The sequence below is a fragment of the Roseovarius tolerans genome (assembly GCF_900109855.1).
Lineage (GTDB): Bacteria > Pseudomonadota > Alphaproteobacteria > Rhodobacterales > Rhodobacteraceae > Roseovarius > Roseovarius tolerans.
The window spans coordinates 1-17,288 of the sequence record NZ_FOBO01000030.1; the positions used below are offsets into that span (position 1 = coordinate 1).

Consider the following 17,288-nt stretch of genomic DNA (forward strand, 5'->3'; position numbering starts at 1 on the left):
GATCGCAACGTGCTGCTGACATTCTACGACTTCCCTGCCGAGCACTGGAAGCACATCCGCACGACAAACCCCATCGAAAGCGTCTTCGCTACCGTGCGCAACCGAACCCGCAAGACCAAGGGCTGCCTAAGCCGCAAAACGGCCCTGTCCATGGTCTTCAAGCTAATGATGTCAGCCAAGAAAAAATGGCGAAAGCTCAGCGGCACAAACCGACTGCCCGAAGTCATTCAGGGGGTTGAGTTCAAAGACGGGATCAAGCAACTTCAAAACGCCGCCTGATGACAGCCGTCACCAACTTTTGGGCATAACTCTTTTCTCGCAATGTTAAGCGCAGCCTCTAAGTTACTCAAAGCCCGCGGCCTCACCGCAGCGCATTAACGGAGTGGAATTGTTGCCGGAATGAATGTGCGGGTGTGATTGGAATACGCATGCGTCTTTCATTTAGGGCAGCGTGAAAGAACTTACATATTGTAATTAATTGTGTTTTGAAGCGATGGTATGCCAACATAAAATTTGGAGTTATGAAGCCATGTCTAAGAAAGTCGTCGTTGTTGCCTTGTTATTAAGTGCGTGTGGTCCGCTAGTCGAAGTGAACGACACTAGCAAGGTCAATCCAGCAACGCTAACAGCGGCTTCAAATGTCAGGGTATTCACGCTCGGACAAAACGCGCCTCAAAACTATTCAGTCATAGCCCCAGTATCGGCGTTCAGTTGCAAAAATATGATGACAGATCCGCCTGCATCCCAAGGCGATGCACTCCTGCAACTGCAGATAAAGGCGCTAGAACTTGGGGCGTCGGCTGTAGTGAACGTGGGTTTTGATTTGAGAGGAACGGATACTTTTGGGACTAATTGCTGGGAAACTGTACAGGCCAGTGGATTGGCCGTCCGCTACTAAGCTTGAAGTCAGGTTCAAAACAAGACTGAACTCTAATTGTTGCTGAAACGGCTTCGGACAAAGATGATCACTCTCACTGCCAACTTGGCGATCCACCAACGCTTGACCTACGACAATTCACGCGGGGGGACACTCGGGGGGGCAGCGGTTCTGACATCAGCAAAATATCGTTAATATACAACATACTAATGCGATTTATTGGCGGAGAGACAGGGATTCGAACCCTGGGACCCCGTGAAGGGTCAACGGTTTTCGAGACCGCCCCGTTCGACCACTCCGGCACCTCTCCGCGGGGGTCTGGAGGTGGCGTTTAATCGCCTTTGGCTGGGGGGGCAAGGGGGATTTGCATTGTTTGGCCTAGGAATTTACCTAGGTTGAACACCGTGACAGCGAGAAAGGAATCTGTGATGCAAAGCCCGCCCCATGCTACGAGACCGCTTTTGCGCGCGGTGATGTTTGCCGTGGGGTTCGCGGCCGCTGTGGTTGCTGTCGCCGCATTGCCCGCACGCGCCGCTGATCGCGACCGGCTGCAAGCCTATCTGGAGGTCACGGGCTTCGGCGTGGCGCTCGATTCCATCGCGCTTGCCGCGGCGGATGCGCCGGTGATGCTGGGGCTCGAGGCCAGCGATTTCGGGCATGAGTGGGAACGGGTCGCAGGCGAGGTGTTCGACACTGGCCGGATGCGTGAGATGGCGCTCGACGTGTTGAGCGAGACGCTGGATGACGAGATGCTGGGCCATGCCGCCGAGTTCTACGCGTCGGATCTGGGGCAGCGGCTGGTGGCGGTCGAGAATGCCTCTCACATGCGTGAGGATGACGATGCCAAGCGCGCCGAGGGATTGAACCTGTTGACCGAGATGCCGGAGGCGCGCCGCGAGGTTCTGCGTGACATGAATGCCGCCGTCGACAGCGCCGGTACCGGGGTGCGCGCGGTGCAGGAAATCCAGGTCCGGTTCCTGCTGGCCGCGTCCTATGCTGGGGTGCTCGAATATGATCTCGACGAGCAGGCGCTGCGCGCGCTGATGGCCGAGGGCGAGGCGGAATTGCGGGCACAGATCGAGGCCTCGGCACTGGCCAATGCGGCGGTGACCTATGCGAGCCTGCCGACCGAGGATCTGGGCGCCTATGTCGAGGCGTTGGAGCACCCGGTGATGGCGCGTGTCTATGAGCTGATGAACGCCGTGCAATATGAGATCATGGCCAACCGCTTCGAAGTGCTGGCCGCCCGGATGGTTGAATTGCAGCCCGCGCAAGAGCTGTGATCATGCGCGCCATTGCGCTGGCATTCGCCTGTGCCTTGTTTGCGCTGCCGCTGCGCGCCGAGGGCCTGGAGCGGTTGATGCAGGCGCTGCGATTCGATGACACCGTCGAGATCATGCAGCGCGAGGGCCAGCTTTATGGTGCGCAGGTTGGGCAGGACATGCTGGCTGGTTCCGAGCGCGAGAGTTGGGCGCGCATGGTGGCGCGGGTCTATCAGGCCGAGGAGATGGGGCGCATTCTGCGCGCGCGTTTCGCCGAGGAAATGGCGGGCGTTGATCCGGCGCCGCTCACTGCATTCTTCGAGGGTCTGGGGGCCGAGGTGCTCGCGTTGGAACTGGCGACGCGGCGGGCGTTCCTTGAGCCCGGGACCGAAGCGGTTGCAGCGGCGGGATACCAGCGGTTGGTGGCGGAGGATGCGCCGCTGGTGCCGCAGATCGAGGCGATCATCGCCGATAGCGATCTGGTCGAGCGCAATGTGGCTGGTGTGATGAATTCCAACCTCGCCTTTTACCGCGGGGTGGCGCAGGGGGGCGGGCTTGGTCTGGGCGAGGGCGACATGCTGGCCGATCTCTGGGCGCAGGAGGACGAGTTGCGCACCGAGACGCGCGACTGGCTTCACGGGTTCATGGCAATGCCCTATGCACCGGTCGACCGGGCGGATCTGGAGGAATATATCGCGCTCTGGCGCGATCCGGGTGGCCGCGCGCTCAACCAGGCGCTTTTCGTGGCGTTCGACGCGATGCACGAGGCAAATTCGTATGAGTTGGGCCGCGCGGTGGCGATGCAGATGCAGGGTGAGGATTTATAGCTGCTCGGGCGTATTCGCCGGGTCGTGGCCCTTGACTTTGTGTGCCCGCTGTCGCATACGCCCGCAACCCGGAGGGATAATCTTGCCGGGTTCGTTGTTCATGACACCCTTGACGGGTGCGCCGTTCGAGGTGGCCATCGGGCCGGAAACACCTGCAAGGGCAGGGACCACAGAGCGCGGAAGAAAAAGGAAGAGCCCATGTTTGCGGTCCTCAAGACCGGTGGCAAGCAGTACAAGGTGCAGTCGGGTGACATGCTCCGTGTCGAAAAGCTTGCAGCGGATGCCGGTGAGACAGTTCAATTCAACGAAGTTCTGATGCTAGGCGGTGACGCGCCGGTGATCGGTGCGCCGCTTGTCGACGGTGCTGCCGTTCAGGCCGAGGTTGTCGATCAGGTCAAGGGTGACAAGGTCATCCACTTCGTCAAGCGCCGCCGTAAGCACGGCTCGCAGCGCACCAAGGGGCATCGTCAGCAGCTGACCCTGCTGCGCGTGACCGAGATCCTCGCCAAGGGTGGCGACAGGTCGGGCGTCAAGGCCGCCATCGGTGCGGGGTCCGTCGGGGCCGTGGCCGTGGCCGCCACCGAGACGAAGGCACCCGCCAAGAAAGCAGCGCCCAAAAAGGCGGAGGCCCCCAAGGCCGCTGCCGGTGGAGATGATCTCAAGAAGCTGTCGGGCGTCGGCCCCGCGCTTGAGAAGAAGCTGCACGAGAACGGTGTCACGTCCTTCGCCCAGATCGCGGCATGGACGGAGGCCGATGTTGCTGATATGGACGAAAAACTGTCGTTCAAGGGCCGGATCGAGCGTGAAGGCTGGATCGCACAGGCCCAAGAGCTGACCAAAGGCTAAGGAGAGACCAAATGGCACATAAAAAAGCAGGCGGTTCATCCCGTAACGGTCGCGATTCTGCCGGTCGCCGCCTTGGCGTCAAGAAATACGGCGGCGAAGCCGTGATCCCTGGCAACATCATCGCGCGTCAGCGCGGTAACAAGTTCTGGCCCGGCCAGGGCGTGGGGCAGGGCAAGGATCACACCATCTTTGCCGTCGCCGAGGGTGCCGTGAAATTCCACAAGGGCATCAAGGGCCGCACTTTCATTTCGGTTCTGCCAGTGGCGGAGGCCGCGGAATAAGCCGTCCTTGACAGGTCAATGACATGAGGGGATCGGTGCCAGGTGCCGGTCCCCTTTTCCGTTTTCGGCCAGAGGGCGGTCAAGGATGGGTCACAATGCGGTGCGAAGAGGAGCGGACCATCTTTTGACGCAGCCAGGTGCCCCCATCTGGATGAGACCCAAGACGCGCCCGGAGCATGAGGAGGAGCGCATGAAACTGGAAACCATCGTCAACCAGCCGGTGATCGAGGCCGAGCGGTTCGATTTGCGGCCCTTGCGGGTGTCGGATGCGGGGCTGATCGCGCATAATGCTGGCGACGAGCGGGTAGCGCGGGCGACATCGTCGATCCCGCACCCCTTGCCGCCGGGCAGCACCGAGGCACTGATCGCCCGCGCGCAATCGGAGGACCGGGTCGAGGATATCTGGGCCATCGACGGCACCAAGTCGGGCCGCACCGAGGTGATGGGGCTTGTCAGCCTCGCCCGCGTCGATGTGGGCCGGTCGGAAATCTCCTATTGGGTGGCTCCGGCCTATTGGAATACAGGCGTCGCCTCGGCCGGGGTGGAGGCGGTTCTCGCCGCCAATCCGCACGAGGCGCAGGCGATTTTCGCCAGCGTCTTTCAGGACAATGCGGCCTCGGCCCGGGTCTTGACCAATTGCGGCTTTCAGTATCTTGGGGATGCCGAGAGCTATTCCGTGGCCCGTGGTGCGAATGTGCCCACATGGACCTATAGCAAGAAGATGACATGAGGCCCGCCCGGGGCGTGGGCTTTGCGTAAGGACGACACATGAAATTTCTCGATCTCGCAAAGGTTTATATCCGCTCCGGTTCGGGCGGTGCGGGCTGTGTCAGCTTCCGGCGCGAAAAGTTCATCGAATATGGCGGCCCTGACGGCGGCGATGGCGGGCATGGCGGCTCGGTCTGGGCCGAGGCGGTGGACGGCCTCAATACGCTGATCGACTTTCGCTACCAGCAGCATTTCTTTGCCCAGAACGGTCAGCACGGCATGGGCCGTCAGCGCACGGGCCATACCGGCGAGGATATCGTGCTGCGGGTGCCGGTGGGAACCGAGATCCTCGACGAGGACGAGGAGACGGTGATCGCCGACATGACCGAGATCGGCCAGCGGGTGCAACTGGCCAAGGGCGGCAATGGCGGCTGGGGCAATGTGCGCTTCAAGACCTCGACCAACCAGGCCCCGCGCCGGGCGAACCCGGGTCAAGAGGGCATTGAGCGCACGATCTGGCTGCGGCTCAAGCTGATTGCCGATGTGGGGTTGTTGGGGCTACCCAATGCGGGCAAGTCCACGTTTCTGGCCGCCACCTCCAATGCGCGACCGAAGATCGCGGATTATCCATTCACCACGCTGCACCCCAATCTGGGCGTTGTCGGCGTGGACAATGTGGAATTCGTCGTGGCCGATATTCCCGGTCTGATCGACGGCGCGTCCGAGGGGCGGGGCCTGGGCGATCTTTTCCTTGGACATGTCGAGCGTTGCGCCGTGCTCTTGCATCTGGTGGATGGCAGTTCGGGCGATCTCGTGGCCGATTATCAGACCATCATCAATGAGTTGAAGGCCTATGGCGACGGGCTGGCGCACAAGCCACGCCTGACCGTGCTCAACAAGATCGACACGCTGGACGAAGAGGAACGTGCGTTCCTGCGAGACGAATTGGAGGCGGCCTGCGGCACGCCGGTGATGTTGATGTCGGGGGTGTCCGGCGAGGGTGTCACGGACGTGCTGCGCGCGCTGCGTGAGCGGATCGACGCGAACCGGCTGCGGCACAGATCGGTAGAGGACGACGACGCGCCGTGGCAACCGTAAGAGACGCGAAACGGCTGGTGATCAAGATCGGTTCGGCGCTGCTGGTGGACCGGGCCACCGGCGCGTTGCGCGCCGAATGGCTGGCGTCACTGGCCGAGGATGTGGCGCTGTTGCGGGCGCGCGGGACGGATGTGATCCTTGTGTCATCGGGCTCCATCGCGCTCGGGCGCGGGGTGCTGGGACTGCCTGCGACGGATCTAACCCTGGAGCAGAGCCAAGCCGCCGCCGCCGTGGGGCAGATCCGGCTTGCCGGGGCCTATGACGCCGCGCTTGCCCGGCACGGGCTGACCTCGGCGCAGGTACTGGTCACGCTGGAGGACAGCGCCGACCGCCGCCGCTATCTCAATTCCCGCGCCACGCTGGAGCAGTTGTTGCGCCTTGGCGCGGTGCCGATTGTCAATGAGAACGACACCGTTGCCACGGATGAAATCCGCTACGGTGACAATGACCGGATGGCAGCACAGGTGGCGGTCACGGCGGGGGCGGATCAGCTGATCCTGCTGTCGGATGTCGACGGGTTCTATTCCGCCAACCCGATGCAGGATGCAGGCGCGCGCCGGTTCGATGTGATCGAGGCGATCACCCCCGAAATCGAGGCGATGGCGGGCGATGCCGGATCGGGCCTGAGCAAGGGCGGGATGAAGACCAAGCTGATGGCCGCCAAGACCGCCACGGCGGGCGGCTGCGACATGGCGATCACCCAAGGGGCGGTGCTGCACCCGGTGCGCGCGCTGGAAGAAGGGGCGGCGGCGACGTGGTTTCTAGCGCAGGGCGATCCGCAGCAAAAGCGCAAGGCGTGGATCGCGGCGATGAAGCCGAAGGGGCGGATCACCGTTGACGCGGGCGCGGCGGGGGCATTGGCCAAGGGCAGCAGCCTCTTGCCCGCCGGAGTGGCGCAGGTGTCAGGCCGGTTTGGCCGAGGCGATCCGGTCGAGGTGGCCAATGAGGCGGGCCGCGTGCTGGGGCAGGGGCTCACGCGTTATGACGCGGGTGATGCCGACCGGATCAAGCATTTGCGTTCCGATCAGATCGAGGATGTGCTGGGCTATCCGGCGCGCGGGCCTTTGATCCATCGCGACGATATGGCAATCTGAGACGTGTTTTTGAGGGTGAGACCATGAAGGACCAGACCGATATTGCCGCGCTGATGGCCGAGATCGGCGCGCGAGCGCGCGCGGCGGCGGTGGAACTGGCGGTGGCCGATCCCGCCACCAAGCGCCATGCGCTCGAGGCCGCCGCCGATGCGGTCTGGCAGGGGCGTGATGCGATTCTGAGTGCCAATGCCGAGGATCTGGCGCTTGGCCGCGACAAGGGGCTGTCTGCGGCGATGATGGACCGGTTGGCGCTCGATGGGGAGCGCATCAAGGGCATGGTCGCGGGGCTGCGCGCGGTTGCGGCGCAGGACGATCCGGTAGGCGAGGTTCTGGCGGAATGGGATCAGCCGTCTGGCATTCATATCCGCCGCGTGCGCACCCCCCTTGGTGTGATCGGTGTGATCTACGAGAGCCGCCCCAACGTGACGGCGGATGCGGGCGCGCTCTGCCTGAAATCCGGCAATGCGGTGATCCTGCGTGGTGGCTCCGAGAGTTTTCATTCGTCGGGCGCGATCCATGCCTGTCTGGTCGAGGGGCTGCGCGCCGCCGGACTGCCCGAGGATGCCATTCAGCGCGTGCCCACCCGTGACCGCGCGGCGGTGCAGGAAATGCTGACCATGACCGATACCATCGACGTGATCGTGCCGCGCGGCGGCAAGGGGCTGGTCGGTCTCGTGCAGCGCGAGGCGCGGGTGCCGGTTTTCGCCCATCTCGAAGGGATCGTGCATATCTACCTCGACGCCGGGGCCGATCCAGAGAAAGCCCTGCGCGTGGTGCTCAACGCCAAGACCCGGCGCACAGGGATTTGCGGTGCCGCCGAATGCCTGCTGATCCACCGCGACGTGGTGGGGACCATCGGGCAGGGCGTGATCCGTGCGCTGATCGACGCGGGCGTCGAGGTGCGCGCCGATGAGGTGCTGTTGGGCATCGACGGCACCGTGCCCGCGGGCCCCGAGGATTGGGGGCGCGAGTATCTTGACAGTATCATCGCGGCGAAGGTGGTGGACAGTATCGACGACGCGATAGCGCATATCCGGCGTTATGGCTCCAACCACACCGATTGCATCGTGACCGAGGATGATGCGGCGGCGGCGGCGTTCTTTGCCCGGCTCGACAGCGCGATCCTGATGCGCAATGCCTCGACGCAGTTCGCCGATGGGGGCGAGTTCGGGATGGGGGCCGAGATCGGCATCGCCACTGGCAAGATGCACGCGCGCGGCCCGGTGGGTGCGGCGCAGCTGACAAGTTTCAAATATCTCGTCGAGGGTGACGGTGCGACGCGGGCCTAAACCGAGACGGTGAACGCCCCGTCGGTCAGCCTGTGGTCAAGCGTCAGGCCTTGCACGGCAAGACAATAATGCAGCATGTTGAATTGCGCAGTGCGGGGGTCCGGTGCGGGTAGCGCCTTGCCGCTCTTCACACCTTCCCAAAGTGCGAGATCCGGGGTGAGAGTGTCGCCGAGGGCAGAGACCTCGATGCGCGGGTGCGCGCCTGTCGCCCGAAGTTGCCCGCCGCGCGGCAAGGCCCGCTCCACACCCAGACAGAGCAGCACGATGATCTGCGCATGAAGACGGGAGAGAGGGCCTGTGACCTGCCAGTCCAGTGCCATTCTGGGCCGGTTGGCATAATAGGCCGCGAGGGTGCCGTGCAGATTTTGTGCGTCCAGCATTTCCCCCGGCTCCGCGCGACCAAAGGCAAGGCGTGACAGGTCGAGCGTGGCCACGGCACCCCGCAGGCTGTCCTGGATGAGTGTTAGTTCCGCGCTCTTGCCGAGGCCGGAAAGCGAGAGCAGTTCAAGACCATTTGCAATCGCGCCAAGAGGGCTTGCCAGATCGTGGCAGATGCGCGAGCCTATCAGCGCGGAGAGCGCGGGATCATCCTGCACCATGAGGCTGGGCTTTCGCGTCAGGGGGTGGCATGAGCGATATGAATTCGATCCTCGAGCCGGGGATGCTGGTCGAACACCCCGGTCGCCCGGATTGGGGCGTGGGACAGGTGCAATCGAATATCGGCGGGCGCATCACGGTCAACTTTCGTGAAGAGGGCAAGGTTGTGATCGACGGATCACGAGTGGAACTTCTTCCCGTTCTTGATCCCTGATCAAGGTTATCAAATCGTTAACATCCGCCAAGCCCGCCTGCGCGGGCGACGTTGCACTTTGTCGTGAGCTTGCCTAGAACCGCGGCAGAGTGCAGAGACGAGGCCGATGACTGCCAACGCCCCCCAATTCCGTGTCAAACTCGCTGAGACCGAAGACGACGTGCGCGCCGCGCAGCGGCTGCGCTACGAGGTTTTCGTGGCGGAACTGGGCAGCGACGGGCCGATGGTCGATCACGATGCGCGGCTGGAGCAGGACCGGTTCGACGCCTATTTCGACCACCTGCTGCTGATCGACACGGCGCAGGCAGATGCCGTGGTGGGGGTCTACCGGCTGTTGCGCACCGATCAGGCCGCGCGCGCGGGGCAGTTCTATTCCGAGGACGAATATAATCTGGGCGCGTTGCGGCAGAGCGGGCGGCGTTTGCTGGAACTGGGGCGGTCCTGCCTGGCCAAGCCCTATCGCGGCGGGCCGGGCATGTATCATCTCTGGCAGGGTCTGGCCGAATATATCGAGGTCCACGGCGTCGATATCCTGTTTGGCGTGGCGAGCTTTCACGGCACCGACCCGGAACCGTTGGCGCAGCCTCTGGCGCTCTTGCATCACCGTCATCTGGCACCGCCCGAGTTGCGGGTGCGCGCCCGGCCCGACCATTTTCAGCGCATGGATCTGATCGCGGAAGAGGCGCTCGACCGGCGCACGGCGATGTTGCAGGTTCCGCCCTTGATCAAGGCCTATCTGCGGCTTGGTGGTCATGTCGGCGAGGGAGCCTATGTCGATCACGCCTTCAACACCACCGATGTCTGCCTGATCATGGACACCGCGCGGCTGAGCCCGACACAACGTGCGATCTATTCAAAGGGGGCTGCACGGTGAGTGTGACATGGCGGTCGGGTGAGCCACCGCCCGAGGTGTCGCGCGGGGCAGGGCACTGGCCGAGGGTGGGGTTGCGGGGGTCGCTTCTGGTGCTGTTGCTGTTTGCCGGTGTCTTGGCGACCCTACCGCTGCGGCTGATCGAGCGACCGCTCTATGGCCTGCATCGCCCGTGGTCGCCGACGATCACCAAATGGGTGAGCCGCTGCGTTTTCGCGATCCTTGGCATGGCGCATCGCATCGAGGGACAGCCGATGACCGGCCCCGGCGCGGTGGTCTGCAACCACGTCTCCTGGCTCGACATCTTTGCGCTCAACGCGCGCAAGCGGGTGTATTTCGTCTCCAAATCTGAGGTCGCGGGCTGGCCCGGTATCGGCGCTTTGGCGCGGCTCACCGGCACGGTCTTCATCAAGCGTGATCGGCGCGAGGCGCGGGCGCAGACCGCGATCTTTGCCGAGAGGCTGGGGCTCGGGCATCGCCTGCTGTTCTTTCCCGAGGGCAGTTCAACCGACGGTATGCGCGTTCTACCTTTTAAATCAACACTTTTTGAGGCGTTCTTCAATTTGGATCAGACACGGCCGATGCAGGTGCAGCCGGTGACATTGATCTACCATGCGCCGTCTGATCAGGATCGCCGGTTCTATGGTTGGTGGGGTGACATGAGCTTTGGCGGGCATCTGATGCAGGTGCTTGGCGCACCAAGGCAGGGCGGCGTGACGCTGCTCTACCACGCGCCGCTGCGGGTGGCGGAGTTCACGGATCGCAAGGCGCTTGCATCGGCGGCGGAGGCTGCTGTGCGATCGGGCATGCCGCAGGACCGCCGCGGGGTTTGATGGTCTATTTGATCAGTTGCATGATCGCGCGGAACTGCGCGTGTTCGGCGGTGCCCAGCCATTCGAAGAGGACCATTTCCGTCGTCACGATCTCGGCTCCATGCGCGGCCATGCGGGAAAGTGCTGCGTCGCGGTTGGCGGGCGTGCGCGAGCCTGTTGCATCTGCCGCTACCGCTACGCGATGACCCCGGTCCAGCAGGCCCAGAACCGTTTGCAATACGCAGACATGCGCCTCGCAGCCTGCGACGATCAGGGTCGCGTTCCCTGACAGGTCTTCGGTCACTGCGCTGTTGCGACAGGCGTCGAAACTCATCTTTGAGAGCACGGTTTCGCCCTGTTCCGGGGCGAGATTGGCGACGGTGCCGCCCAGTTTTTCGGCGTTCTGTTCGGTGTAGCTGCGCGGCAGGTCGAGGATGCGTGCGGCCGAGAGCAGCTTTGCCGCCTGCGTGGTCACCGTGTCTCCGTCATGGATTGCGGGCATCAAACGTGCCTGAAAGTCGATGAGCAGAAGGTGGGAGGTGGACGCATCCAGGGTGGGCATAAAGTGTCTCTTCAGCTTGGGTTTGACATCGGATGGCTGTGGCCGGGGTGTGGGCCAGAGTGTGTGCAATCCGGGCAGGTTGCAAGTGCTGTCCGGCGCGGCAGTTTGGCCAGATTGCAACCTGTGGCGTTGATCGCCGTCTTCGACCGTTCAAGGCGCGGCGCGTTGCAGCATCCCGAAAAGGTCGCGCGGATCGTCGGGGTCGGCCAACAGGTCGAGATCCATGTAATACTCGGTGCCGCCGATATGGTCGCGGATATAGCGCAGGGCGCTGAAATCCTCGATGGCAAAGCCGACGCTGTCGAAGAGCGTGATCTGTTCGGCCGAGGTGCGCCCCGGGGCCTCGCCCGAGAGGACCTGCCACATCTCGGTCACCGGATGGTCAGGGGCAAGCTGCTGGATCTCGCCCTCGATGCGGGTCTGTTCGGGATATTCGACAAAGATCGTGGAGCGCTGCAGAACCCCCGCCGCCAGTTCAGTCTTGCCCGGGCAGTCGCCGCCGATGGCGTTGATATGCACGCCGCTGCCCACCATGTTGTCGGTGAGGATCGTGGCATATTGTTTATCGGCTGTGCAGGTTGTGATGATCTGCGCGCCCTCCATCGCGGCTTCGGGTGTGCGGCAGGCGACCACCTCCAGCCCCATGCCGGTCAGGTTGCGCGCGGCCTTCTCAGTGGCTGCGGGGTCGATGTCATAGAGCCGCACCGATTTCAGCCCCACCAGCGCCTTCATCGCGAGGCTCTGGAATTCCGACTGCGCGCCCGCGCCGATCATCGCCATCGTGTCGGCCCCCTTGGGGGCCAGATGTTTTGCCACCATCGCCGAGGTGGCCGCCGTGCGCAGGGCGGTGAGCACGGTCATCTCCGACAGAAGCACCGGGTAGCCATTGCCGACATTGGCCAGCAGCCCGAAGGCAGTGACGGTCTGCAAGCCGGCCTTGGTGTTCTTGGGATGGCCGTTCACGTATTTGAAGCCGTAAACTTCACCATCCGAAGTGGGCATCAATTCGATCACGCCCTCGTCGGAATGCGAGGCGATGCGGGGGGTCTTGTCGAACAGGTTCCAGCGGCGGAAATCGGCCTCGATATAGTCTGCGAGGCCCGCAAGCATTGGCTCGATCCCAATGTGATGGACGAGTTTCATCATGTTGTCGACGGAGACGAAAGGCACGAGCGCCTTGTCGGAGGGGGCGAGTGTCATGGGGGTCTCCTCAGCTATAGGCCATGGTGGGGCGGTCGAAGACGCGGCGGCCAAGGGCCGAGGCCGCGAGATCGACCATCACCTGCGCCGTGCGGCCGCGATCATCGAGAAAGGGGTTCAACTCCACGAGGTCGAGCGAGGTCATCAGCCCGCTGTCACAGATCATCTCCATCACCAGATGCGCCTCGCGGATCGTGGCCCCGCCCGGCACGGTGGTGCCGACAGCAGGGGCGAAGGAGGGGTCGAGGAAATCCACGTCGAGCGAGACATGCAGCGCGCCGCCTTGTGCGGCGACATGATCGAGGAAAGCCCCGAGCGGGCGCGAGATGCCCTGCTCGTCGATCACCCGCATGTCGTGATAGCGGATCTGCGTGGCCTGCAGCGCCTCGCGTTCGGCGGCATCGACCGAGCGCAGGCCGAGAATGCAGATGTTCTCCTCGGGCACCGGATGGGCCACGGGCGGAAACCCGTGAAAGCCCGCGCGCCCTGTGACATAGCCGAGCGGCGTGCCGTGCAGGTTGCCCGAGGCGGTGGTCTGCGGCGTGTGGAAATCGCTATGGGCGTCGAGCCAGAGGACGAATTGCGGGCGGCCCGTGGCGGCGGCGTGATTGGCCGCACCCGCGACCGAGCCGAGCGACAGGCTGTGATCGCCGCCCAGAAACACCGGCAAGCCTGTGGCGAGCGCGTCCTGAGCCGCCTCGGCCAGGGTCGCGGTCCAGCCGGCGGTCTGCTCGGGCGCGTAGACATGTGGCGGCAGGGCCGGATCGGGCGTGGCGGGCTGCGGTGTCAGATTGCCGGTGTCCGAGACGCGGTGGCCGAGATCCATCAGCGCCTCGGCGAGACCGGCGGTGCGATAGGCGTCGGGGCCCATCAGGCAGCCGCGTCGATCCTTGCCGCTATCTACCGGGGCACCGATCAGGATGATGTCTTGCGGGGTCATGGGAACCTCTGCTGATTTGCGTGTCGCGCTGAGGGTGCTGCCGAAACGGGTTGATTTGAAGCGGCTGTTTTGCACTAATCGGGGTGTATTTGTACGATATGGAATGAAAGACTTGCGAAATGGATGATACCGACCGGCGGCTTATCTCGATGCTGCGCCACGATGCACGCGCCTCGCTGTCGGATCTGGCGATCGGTCTGGGAGTGTCGCGCACCACGGTGCGGGCGCGCATTGAGCGGCTGCGCACGAGTGGCGAGATCGTGGGGTTCACGGTGGTGCTGCGCGGCGATACGGCGCGCGATCCGGTGCGCGGATTGATGATGCTGGGGATCGAGGGGCGCGGCACAGAGCGGGTGATCCGTCAGCTCAACGGGCTGAGTGCCGTGCGCGCGACGCATACGACCAATGGCCGGTGGGACGTGATCGTCGAGATCGGCACCGAGACGCTGGAAGAGCTTGACCGCGTGCTGGCGCAGATCCGGCGTTTCGACGGGATCGCGAGTTCGGAGACGAGCCTTTTGCTGAATACCTGGAAGTCGGGGGGGTAGGTGGGGTTTGGTTGGCCTGGAGCGGACCTCTGATTGAAGCACCCTGCGCGAAACGCGGCCGAAGGCCGCCGCGCATCACCGTGCCGCCCCCCGGCGCGGCGATTTGGCTGCAACCTGTTCTGCGCTCAGATGTTTTTCTGGTTTGGTCAAGATAAAGCACTGCCAAACTGACGTTGGATCGTCACATCGCGGCACGACGATGCGCGGCTCGCTGCAACGTTCGCCCAAGGCCAGCACCAGACCCGTTCGGGCCGAGCAAACCTGTCTCAGCGTGCCCGCAATGCCATCAGCCAGAACGCTGCGAGGCCGAGCGACACCACCATGTTCCAGCTGGCCATCGACAGGCCGAGCATCTCCCATGGCACCTCGTCGCAGCGCACGAGCGGGGCGGCCATGATCTGGTTGAACAGCTCATCGGTGCTGAGCCCCGCCGCCCCTGTCGAGGAGCATTCAGAGGGTCCTTCCCACCAGCCGCGCTCGACCCCGGTGTGATACCCGCCTAAGGTCGCCGTGGCAAGTGCGGCCAGCAGCCCGCCGAATGCCATCAGGCGGGGCAGGGCGACGAGCGCCACCGCCCCGAGCGCAATCGCGATCACATGCGGCCAGCGTTGCCACAGGCAGAGCTTGCACGGGGCCATGCCGCCGATATGCTGAAAGGCGAGCGCGCCCAGCATCAGCGCGGCGGAACCGCTGGCCGCGATCAGGATCAACTGGCGTTGGCTGAGGGACATTAGAGGAACCTTGTCGCATAAAAGCCGCCGAACAGCAGCAGCACGAAGAGTACGGTCATCAGTCCGAGGCGGCGCTCGATGAAGTCGCGCACGGGTGTGCCGAATTTCCACAGCAGGGCGGCGACGAGAAAGAAGCGGATGCCGCGTGCCAGGATCGAGGTGGCGATGAAGGTCCCGAGTGGCATCGCCGTCCAGCCTGACATGATGGTGATCACCTTGTAGGGGAAGGGCGTCACCCCGGCCGTCAGTACTGCCCAGAATCCGAAATCGTTGAACCGAGTGCTGAACGCAACCATCGCGTCGCCCTTGCCCAGTGCGGCGAGGATCGGCTGGCCAATCTCCTGATAGGCGAAGGCGCCGATGGCATAACCAAGCATGCCGCCCAGTACCGAGGAAACGAGTGCGATGCCCGCGATCAGCCAGGCGCGTGAAGGCCGGGCGAGGATCATCGGGATCATCAGCACATCGGGCGGGATCGGAAAGACAGAGCTTTCGATGAAGCTGACACAGGCCAGCACCCAGAGCGCGTGGCGATGTTCGGCCATGCGCAGGGTCCTGTCATATAGCGATCTGATCATGTGGCCTGTCCTGAGCGGGTTTTCTGCGAAACAGCATGGGTGGCCCGCGGGGTCAAGTCTTGTGCAGAAAGCGACTTAAATCACCGGGGCCTCTGGACGAAGCCTCTGCGCTCGGCTAAGCACTGCGCCGGGCCCAAGTGGCGGAATGGTAGACGCAGGGGATTCAAAATCCCCCGCCGCAAGGCGTGTGGGTTCGAATCCCACCTTGGGCACCAATGACTTAGCGGATTTCGGATTTCCGCGACCCCACTCGAAACCACACCCCGAAACCACTTTCACGTTCTGTTTCCGTTCTGTTCTGAGGGCTGGAATCGGCCCGTAAGGCGGTCGCGCTCGGGCACGGAAAGGCGAGAGCGGCGAGTTACTGAATCGTGCAGATCGTCGAATCGCTCAATGTGCGTCGTCAGATAATTTGGGACATCAGAGCGTGCTTTCGTTTGGAGGCTCTGGCTCATCCTTGATTAAGTTTATCCGGCGGGATTGGCTGGCTGCGCGCCCGACACGGGCTTTCGATCGACAATCTGGTTGCGGCGCAGGTTGTGACCGCCGAAGGCAAACTGGTGCGTGCAAGCGCCGATGAGAATCCCGATCTGCTGTGGGCGCTCAAGGGTGGGGGCGGCAACTTCGGCGTCGTTGTCCAGTTCGAGTTCGCGCTGCATCCGGTCGGCCCGGAGGTCATGTTCGCGGCCCCGATCTATGCCCTCGACGACGGCCCCGGCCCGATCCGGGCGTGGCGCGACTTTCTGGCGGAACACTCAGATCGGGTCGGATCAATCTGCGAATTCTCAACAGCCGCAGAGGGCGAGGATTTCCCTGAGGAGCATTGGGGTAAACGGGTATTCACCCTGGCTTGTGTTTACAACGGGGATGCCGCCGAGGGTGAGGCACTGTTGCAGCCCTTGCGCGAACTTGGAGCAATGGTCACTGATTTTTCGGGCCGCATGAATTACTGCGACGTTCAGCAGCTGTTTGATACGCTCATGCCTTCGGGCGCATTTCGCTGTTACTGGAAGGCGCGATACCTCAGCGAATTGTCTGATGAGATGATCGATCTGGCAATCCAGACTGCTGCTTCGGCCCCTTCGGACAACTCGCTTTCGTCGCTGTGGAACTTTGGCGGCGCAACAGCCAAGGTTCCGGCAGATGCAACCGCCTTTGGCGACCGGTCGATGGGCTGGATGTATTCGCTGGATGGTGTCTGGTCAGATGCAGTGGATGACGATGCCAATATCGCCTGGTCGAGGCAGGGCTGGACCGCATCCGAGCCATTTGGACATCATGGCCGTGCCTATCTGAATTTCCCGGGTCACGGCGAAGACGGCGATGCTTTGACCCGAGCGAGTTTCGGTGAAAACTACAAAAAATTGGTCGAGATCAAGACCAAGTATGATCCTCATAACCGGTTCCAATTCAACCAGAACATCCAGCCGGAGGCATGAGATGGCGATACGATCACCGCTTCCACAGGCCGGGTCCGGCGAGATCTTCCTGACCGAAGGCGGCTCGGAGACCGAGATGATGTATCGCCATGGGTTCGAGTTGCCCGAGTTCGCGATGTTCACGCTTTTGGAAAACCGCAGGGCGGTCCCAATCATGCGTGAAAGGCTTATCCCCTTCGTTCCGGCGGCACAGGATGTTGTGCCACCGGGCTTGCAAATCTGTGATGTTCGCTTATTGTTCCGCTCATGCCAGCCAGATGGAAAAACGATAGACCTATGTCCCGCCAAGCGTTCGACGCGCTTTTTTTCGATGAGGAAGCGTGTTCGGAGTATCTGGCAGAACGACGCTGGCCGGACGGCTTCGTCTGCCCCTCTTGTGGCACCTGCAAGGGTTGGCCTCTCAAGCGAAATCGGGCGACCTGGGAATGTGCTGGCTGCGGGCGACAGACATCCGTGACGGCTGGCACGGTGATGCACAGCAGCCACCTGCCATTGCGGACGTGGTTTCTCGCCG

At 63.0% G+C, this 17,288-nt stretch carries 22 protein-coding genes and 2 tRNA genes; 17 read left to right on the top strand and 7 right to left on the bottom strand.

All coding sequences use genetic code 11. From position 1 onward, the window contains the following. On the top strand, window positions 1–279 hold a 279-nt coding region (locus BMX04_RS18225), incomplete at its 5' end, for a transposase (RefSeq protein WP_175477411.1). Window positions 280–529: 250 nt separating this feature from the next. After that, complete coding sequence (locus BMX04_RS19225) at window positions 530–898, top strand: YbjQ family protein (RefSeq protein ID WP_139194627.1); 369 nt, start codon at window positions 530–532, stop codon at window positions 896–898. A gap of 199 nt (window positions 899–1,097) precedes the next feature. Here the strand turns inward: BMX04_RS19225 and BMX04_RS18230 are convergent. After that, a tRNA-Ser gene (locus tag BMX04_RS18230) sits at window positions 1,098–1,187 on the bottom strand. A 118-nt stretch (window positions 1,188–1,305) separates the two neighbouring features. On the opposite strand from BMX04_RS18230, the gene BMX04_RS18235 reads away from it, so the two are divergent. From BMX04_RS18235 to BMX04_RS18270, 8 genes are all read left to right on the top strand, one after another. Then, window positions 1,306–2,160, top strand: a complete 855-nt coding sequence (locus tag BMX04_RS18235; protein ID WP_338101081.1) for a DUF2059 domain-containing protein — start codon at window positions 1,306–1,308, stop codon at window positions 2,158–2,160. 2 nt (window positions 2,161–2,162) lie between these two features. After that, window positions 2,163–2,966, top strand: coding sequence for a hypothetical protein (locus tag BMX04_RS18240; protein ID WP_074788279.1), 804 nt, complete (start codon window positions 2,163–2,165; stop codon window positions 2,964–2,966). Window positions 2,967–3,164: 198 nt separating this feature from the next. Next, the gene (locus BMX04_RS18245) at window positions 3,165–3,812 is read left to right on the top strand and encodes a 50S ribosomal protein L21 (RefSeq protein WP_074788280.1); all 648 of its coding nucleotides are present in this window, start codon (window positions 3,165–3,167) and stop codon (window positions 3,810–3,812) included. 11 nt (window positions 3,813–3,823) lie between these two features. Then, entirely contained in the window at window positions 3,824–4,093 is a 270-nt protein-coding gene (rpmA, locus tag BMX04_RS18250) for a 50S ribosomal protein L27 (protein WP_050661278.1), read from the top strand. A 190-nt stretch (window positions 4,094–4,283) separates the two neighbouring features. Beyond that, the gene (locus tag BMX04_RS18255) at window positions 4,284–4,823 is read left to right on the top strand and encodes a GNAT family N-acetyltransferase (protein WP_074788281.1); all 540 of its coding nucleotides are present in this window, start codon (window positions 4,284–4,286) and stop codon (window positions 4,821–4,823) included. A gap of 38 nt (window positions 4,824–4,861) precedes the next feature. Next, complete coding sequence (obgE, locus tag BMX04_RS18260; protein ID WP_074788282.1) at window positions 4,862–5,899, top strand: GTPase ObgE; 1,038 nt, start codon at window positions 4,862–4,864, stop codon at window positions 5,897–5,899. Next, entirely contained in the window at window positions 5,887–6,993 is a 1,107-nt protein-coding gene (gene proB, locus BMX04_RS18265) for a glutamate 5-kinase (RefSeq protein WP_074788283.1), read from the top strand. The genes obgE and proB overlap by 13 nt, the downstream gene beginning before the upstream one ends. Window positions 6,994–7,016: 23 nt before the next feature. Next, the gene (locus tag BMX04_RS18270; protein WP_074788284.1) at window positions 7,017–8,282 is read left to right on the top strand and encodes a glutamate-5-semialdehyde dehydrogenase; all 1,266 of its coding nucleotides are present in this window, start codon (window positions 7,017–7,019) and stop codon (window positions 8,280–8,282) included. Here the strand turns inward: BMX04_RS18270 and BMX04_RS18275 are convergent. Next, a complete protein-coding gene (locus tag BMX04_RS18275; RefSeq protein WP_217644523.1) occupies window positions 8,279–8,878 on the bottom strand; it encodes a histidine phosphotransferase family protein in 600 nt (199 codons plus the stop codon). The genes BMX04_RS18270 and BMX04_RS18275 overlap by 4 nt on opposite strands. A 32-nt stretch (window positions 8,879–8,910) precedes the next feature. On the opposite strand from BMX04_RS18275, the gene BMX04_RS18280 reads away from it, so the two are divergent. The 3 genes from BMX04_RS18280 (at window position 8,911) to olsA (ending at window position 10,797) form a co-directional block, all read left to right on the top strand. After that, window positions 8,911–9,093 carry a DUF3553 domain-containing protein gene (locus tag BMX04_RS18280; protein WP_050661273.1) on the top strand — a complete coding sequence of 61 codons (183 nt, stop codon included), beginning with the start codon at window positions 8,911–8,913 and terminating at the stop codon, window positions 9,091–9,093. A 106-nt stretch (window positions 9,094–9,199) separates the two neighbouring features. Further along, window positions 9,200–9,967 carry an L-ornithine N(alpha)-acyltransferase gene (gene olsB, locus BMX04_RS18285; protein ID WP_074788286.1) on the top strand — a complete coding sequence of 256 codons (768 nt, stop codon included), beginning with the start codon at window positions 9,200–9,202 and terminating at the stop codon, window positions 9,965–9,967. Beyond that, the gene (gene olsA, locus BMX04_RS18290) at window positions 9,964–10,797 is read left to right on the top strand and encodes a lyso-ornithine lipid O-acyltransferase (protein ID WP_074788287.1); all 834 of its coding nucleotides are present in this window, start codon (window positions 9,964–9,966) and stop codon (window positions 10,795–10,797) included. Before olsB ends, olsA begins: the two co-directional genes overlap by 4 nt. A 4-nt stretch (window positions 10,798–10,801) precedes the next feature. On the opposite strand, the gene BMX04_RS18295 is transcribed toward olsA, so the two are convergent. From BMX04_RS18295 to rocF, 3 genes are all read right to left on the bottom strand, one after another. Beyond that, window positions 10,802–11,338, bottom strand: coding sequence for an isochorismatase family protein (locus BMX04_RS18295; protein WP_074788288.1), 537 nt, complete (start codon window positions 11,336–11,338; stop codon window positions 10,802–10,804). A gap of 150 nt (window positions 11,339–11,488) precedes the next feature. After that, a complete protein-coding gene (locus BMX04_RS18300; RefSeq protein ID WP_074788289.1) occupies window positions 11,489–12,538 on the bottom strand; it encodes an ornithine cyclodeaminase in 1,050 nt (349 codons plus the stop codon). A gap of 10 nt (window positions 12,539–12,548) precedes the next feature. Further along, on the bottom strand, window positions 12,549–13,478 hold the full coding sequence (gene rocF / locus BMX04_RS18305) for an arginase (RefSeq protein WP_050661297.1): 930 nt from the start codon (window positions 13,476–13,478) through the stop codon (window positions 12,549–12,551). Between the two features lie 119 nt (window positions 13,479–13,597). Between rocF and BMX04_RS18310 the strand changes: the two genes are divergently transcribed. Next, window positions 13,598–14,026, top strand: coding sequence for an Lrp/AsnC family transcriptional regulator (locus BMX04_RS18310; RefSeq protein WP_074788290.1), 429 nt, complete (start codon window positions 13,598–13,600; stop codon window positions 14,024–14,026). A 266-nt stretch (window positions 14,027–14,292) separates the two neighbouring features. Here BMX04_RS18310 and BMX04_RS18315 read toward each other — a convergent pair whose 3' ends face one another. Together BMX04_RS18315 and BMX04_RS18320 are read right to left on the bottom strand one after the other, a co-directional pair. Then, window positions 14,293–14,757 carry a disulfide bond formation protein B gene (locus BMX04_RS18315; protein WP_074788291.1) on the bottom strand — a complete coding sequence of 155 codons (465 nt, stop codon included), beginning with the start codon at window positions 14,755–14,757 and terminating at the stop codon, window positions 14,293–14,295. After that, entirely contained in the window at window positions 14,757–15,335 is a 579-nt protein-coding gene (locus tag BMX04_RS18320) for a YqaA family protein (RefSeq protein ID WP_074788292.1), read from the bottom strand. The genes BMX04_RS18315 and BMX04_RS18320 overlap by 1 nt, the downstream gene beginning before the upstream one ends. A 131-nt stretch (window positions 15,336–15,466) precedes the next feature. Between BMX04_RS18320 and BMX04_RS18325 the strand changes: the two genes are divergently transcribed. The 3 genes from BMX04_RS18325 to BMX04_RS18335 all read left to right on the top strand — a co-directional run. Next, window positions 15,467–15,550: transfer RNA gene (locus BMX04_RS18325), tRNA-Leu, on the top strand. Window positions 15,551–15,874: 324 nt separating this feature from the next. Further along, the gene (locus BMX04_RS18330; protein WP_074788293.1) at window positions 15,875–16,774 is read left to right on the top strand and encodes an FAD-binding oxidoreductase; all 900 of its coding nucleotides are present in this window, start codon (window positions 15,875–15,877) and stop codon (window positions 16,772–16,774) included. 246 nt (window positions 16,775–17,020) lie between these two features. Continuing rightward, the coding region (locus BMX04_RS18335) for a transposase (RefSeq protein ID WP_139194579.1) at window positions 17,021–17,288 on the top strand (268 nt) is incomplete at its 3' end.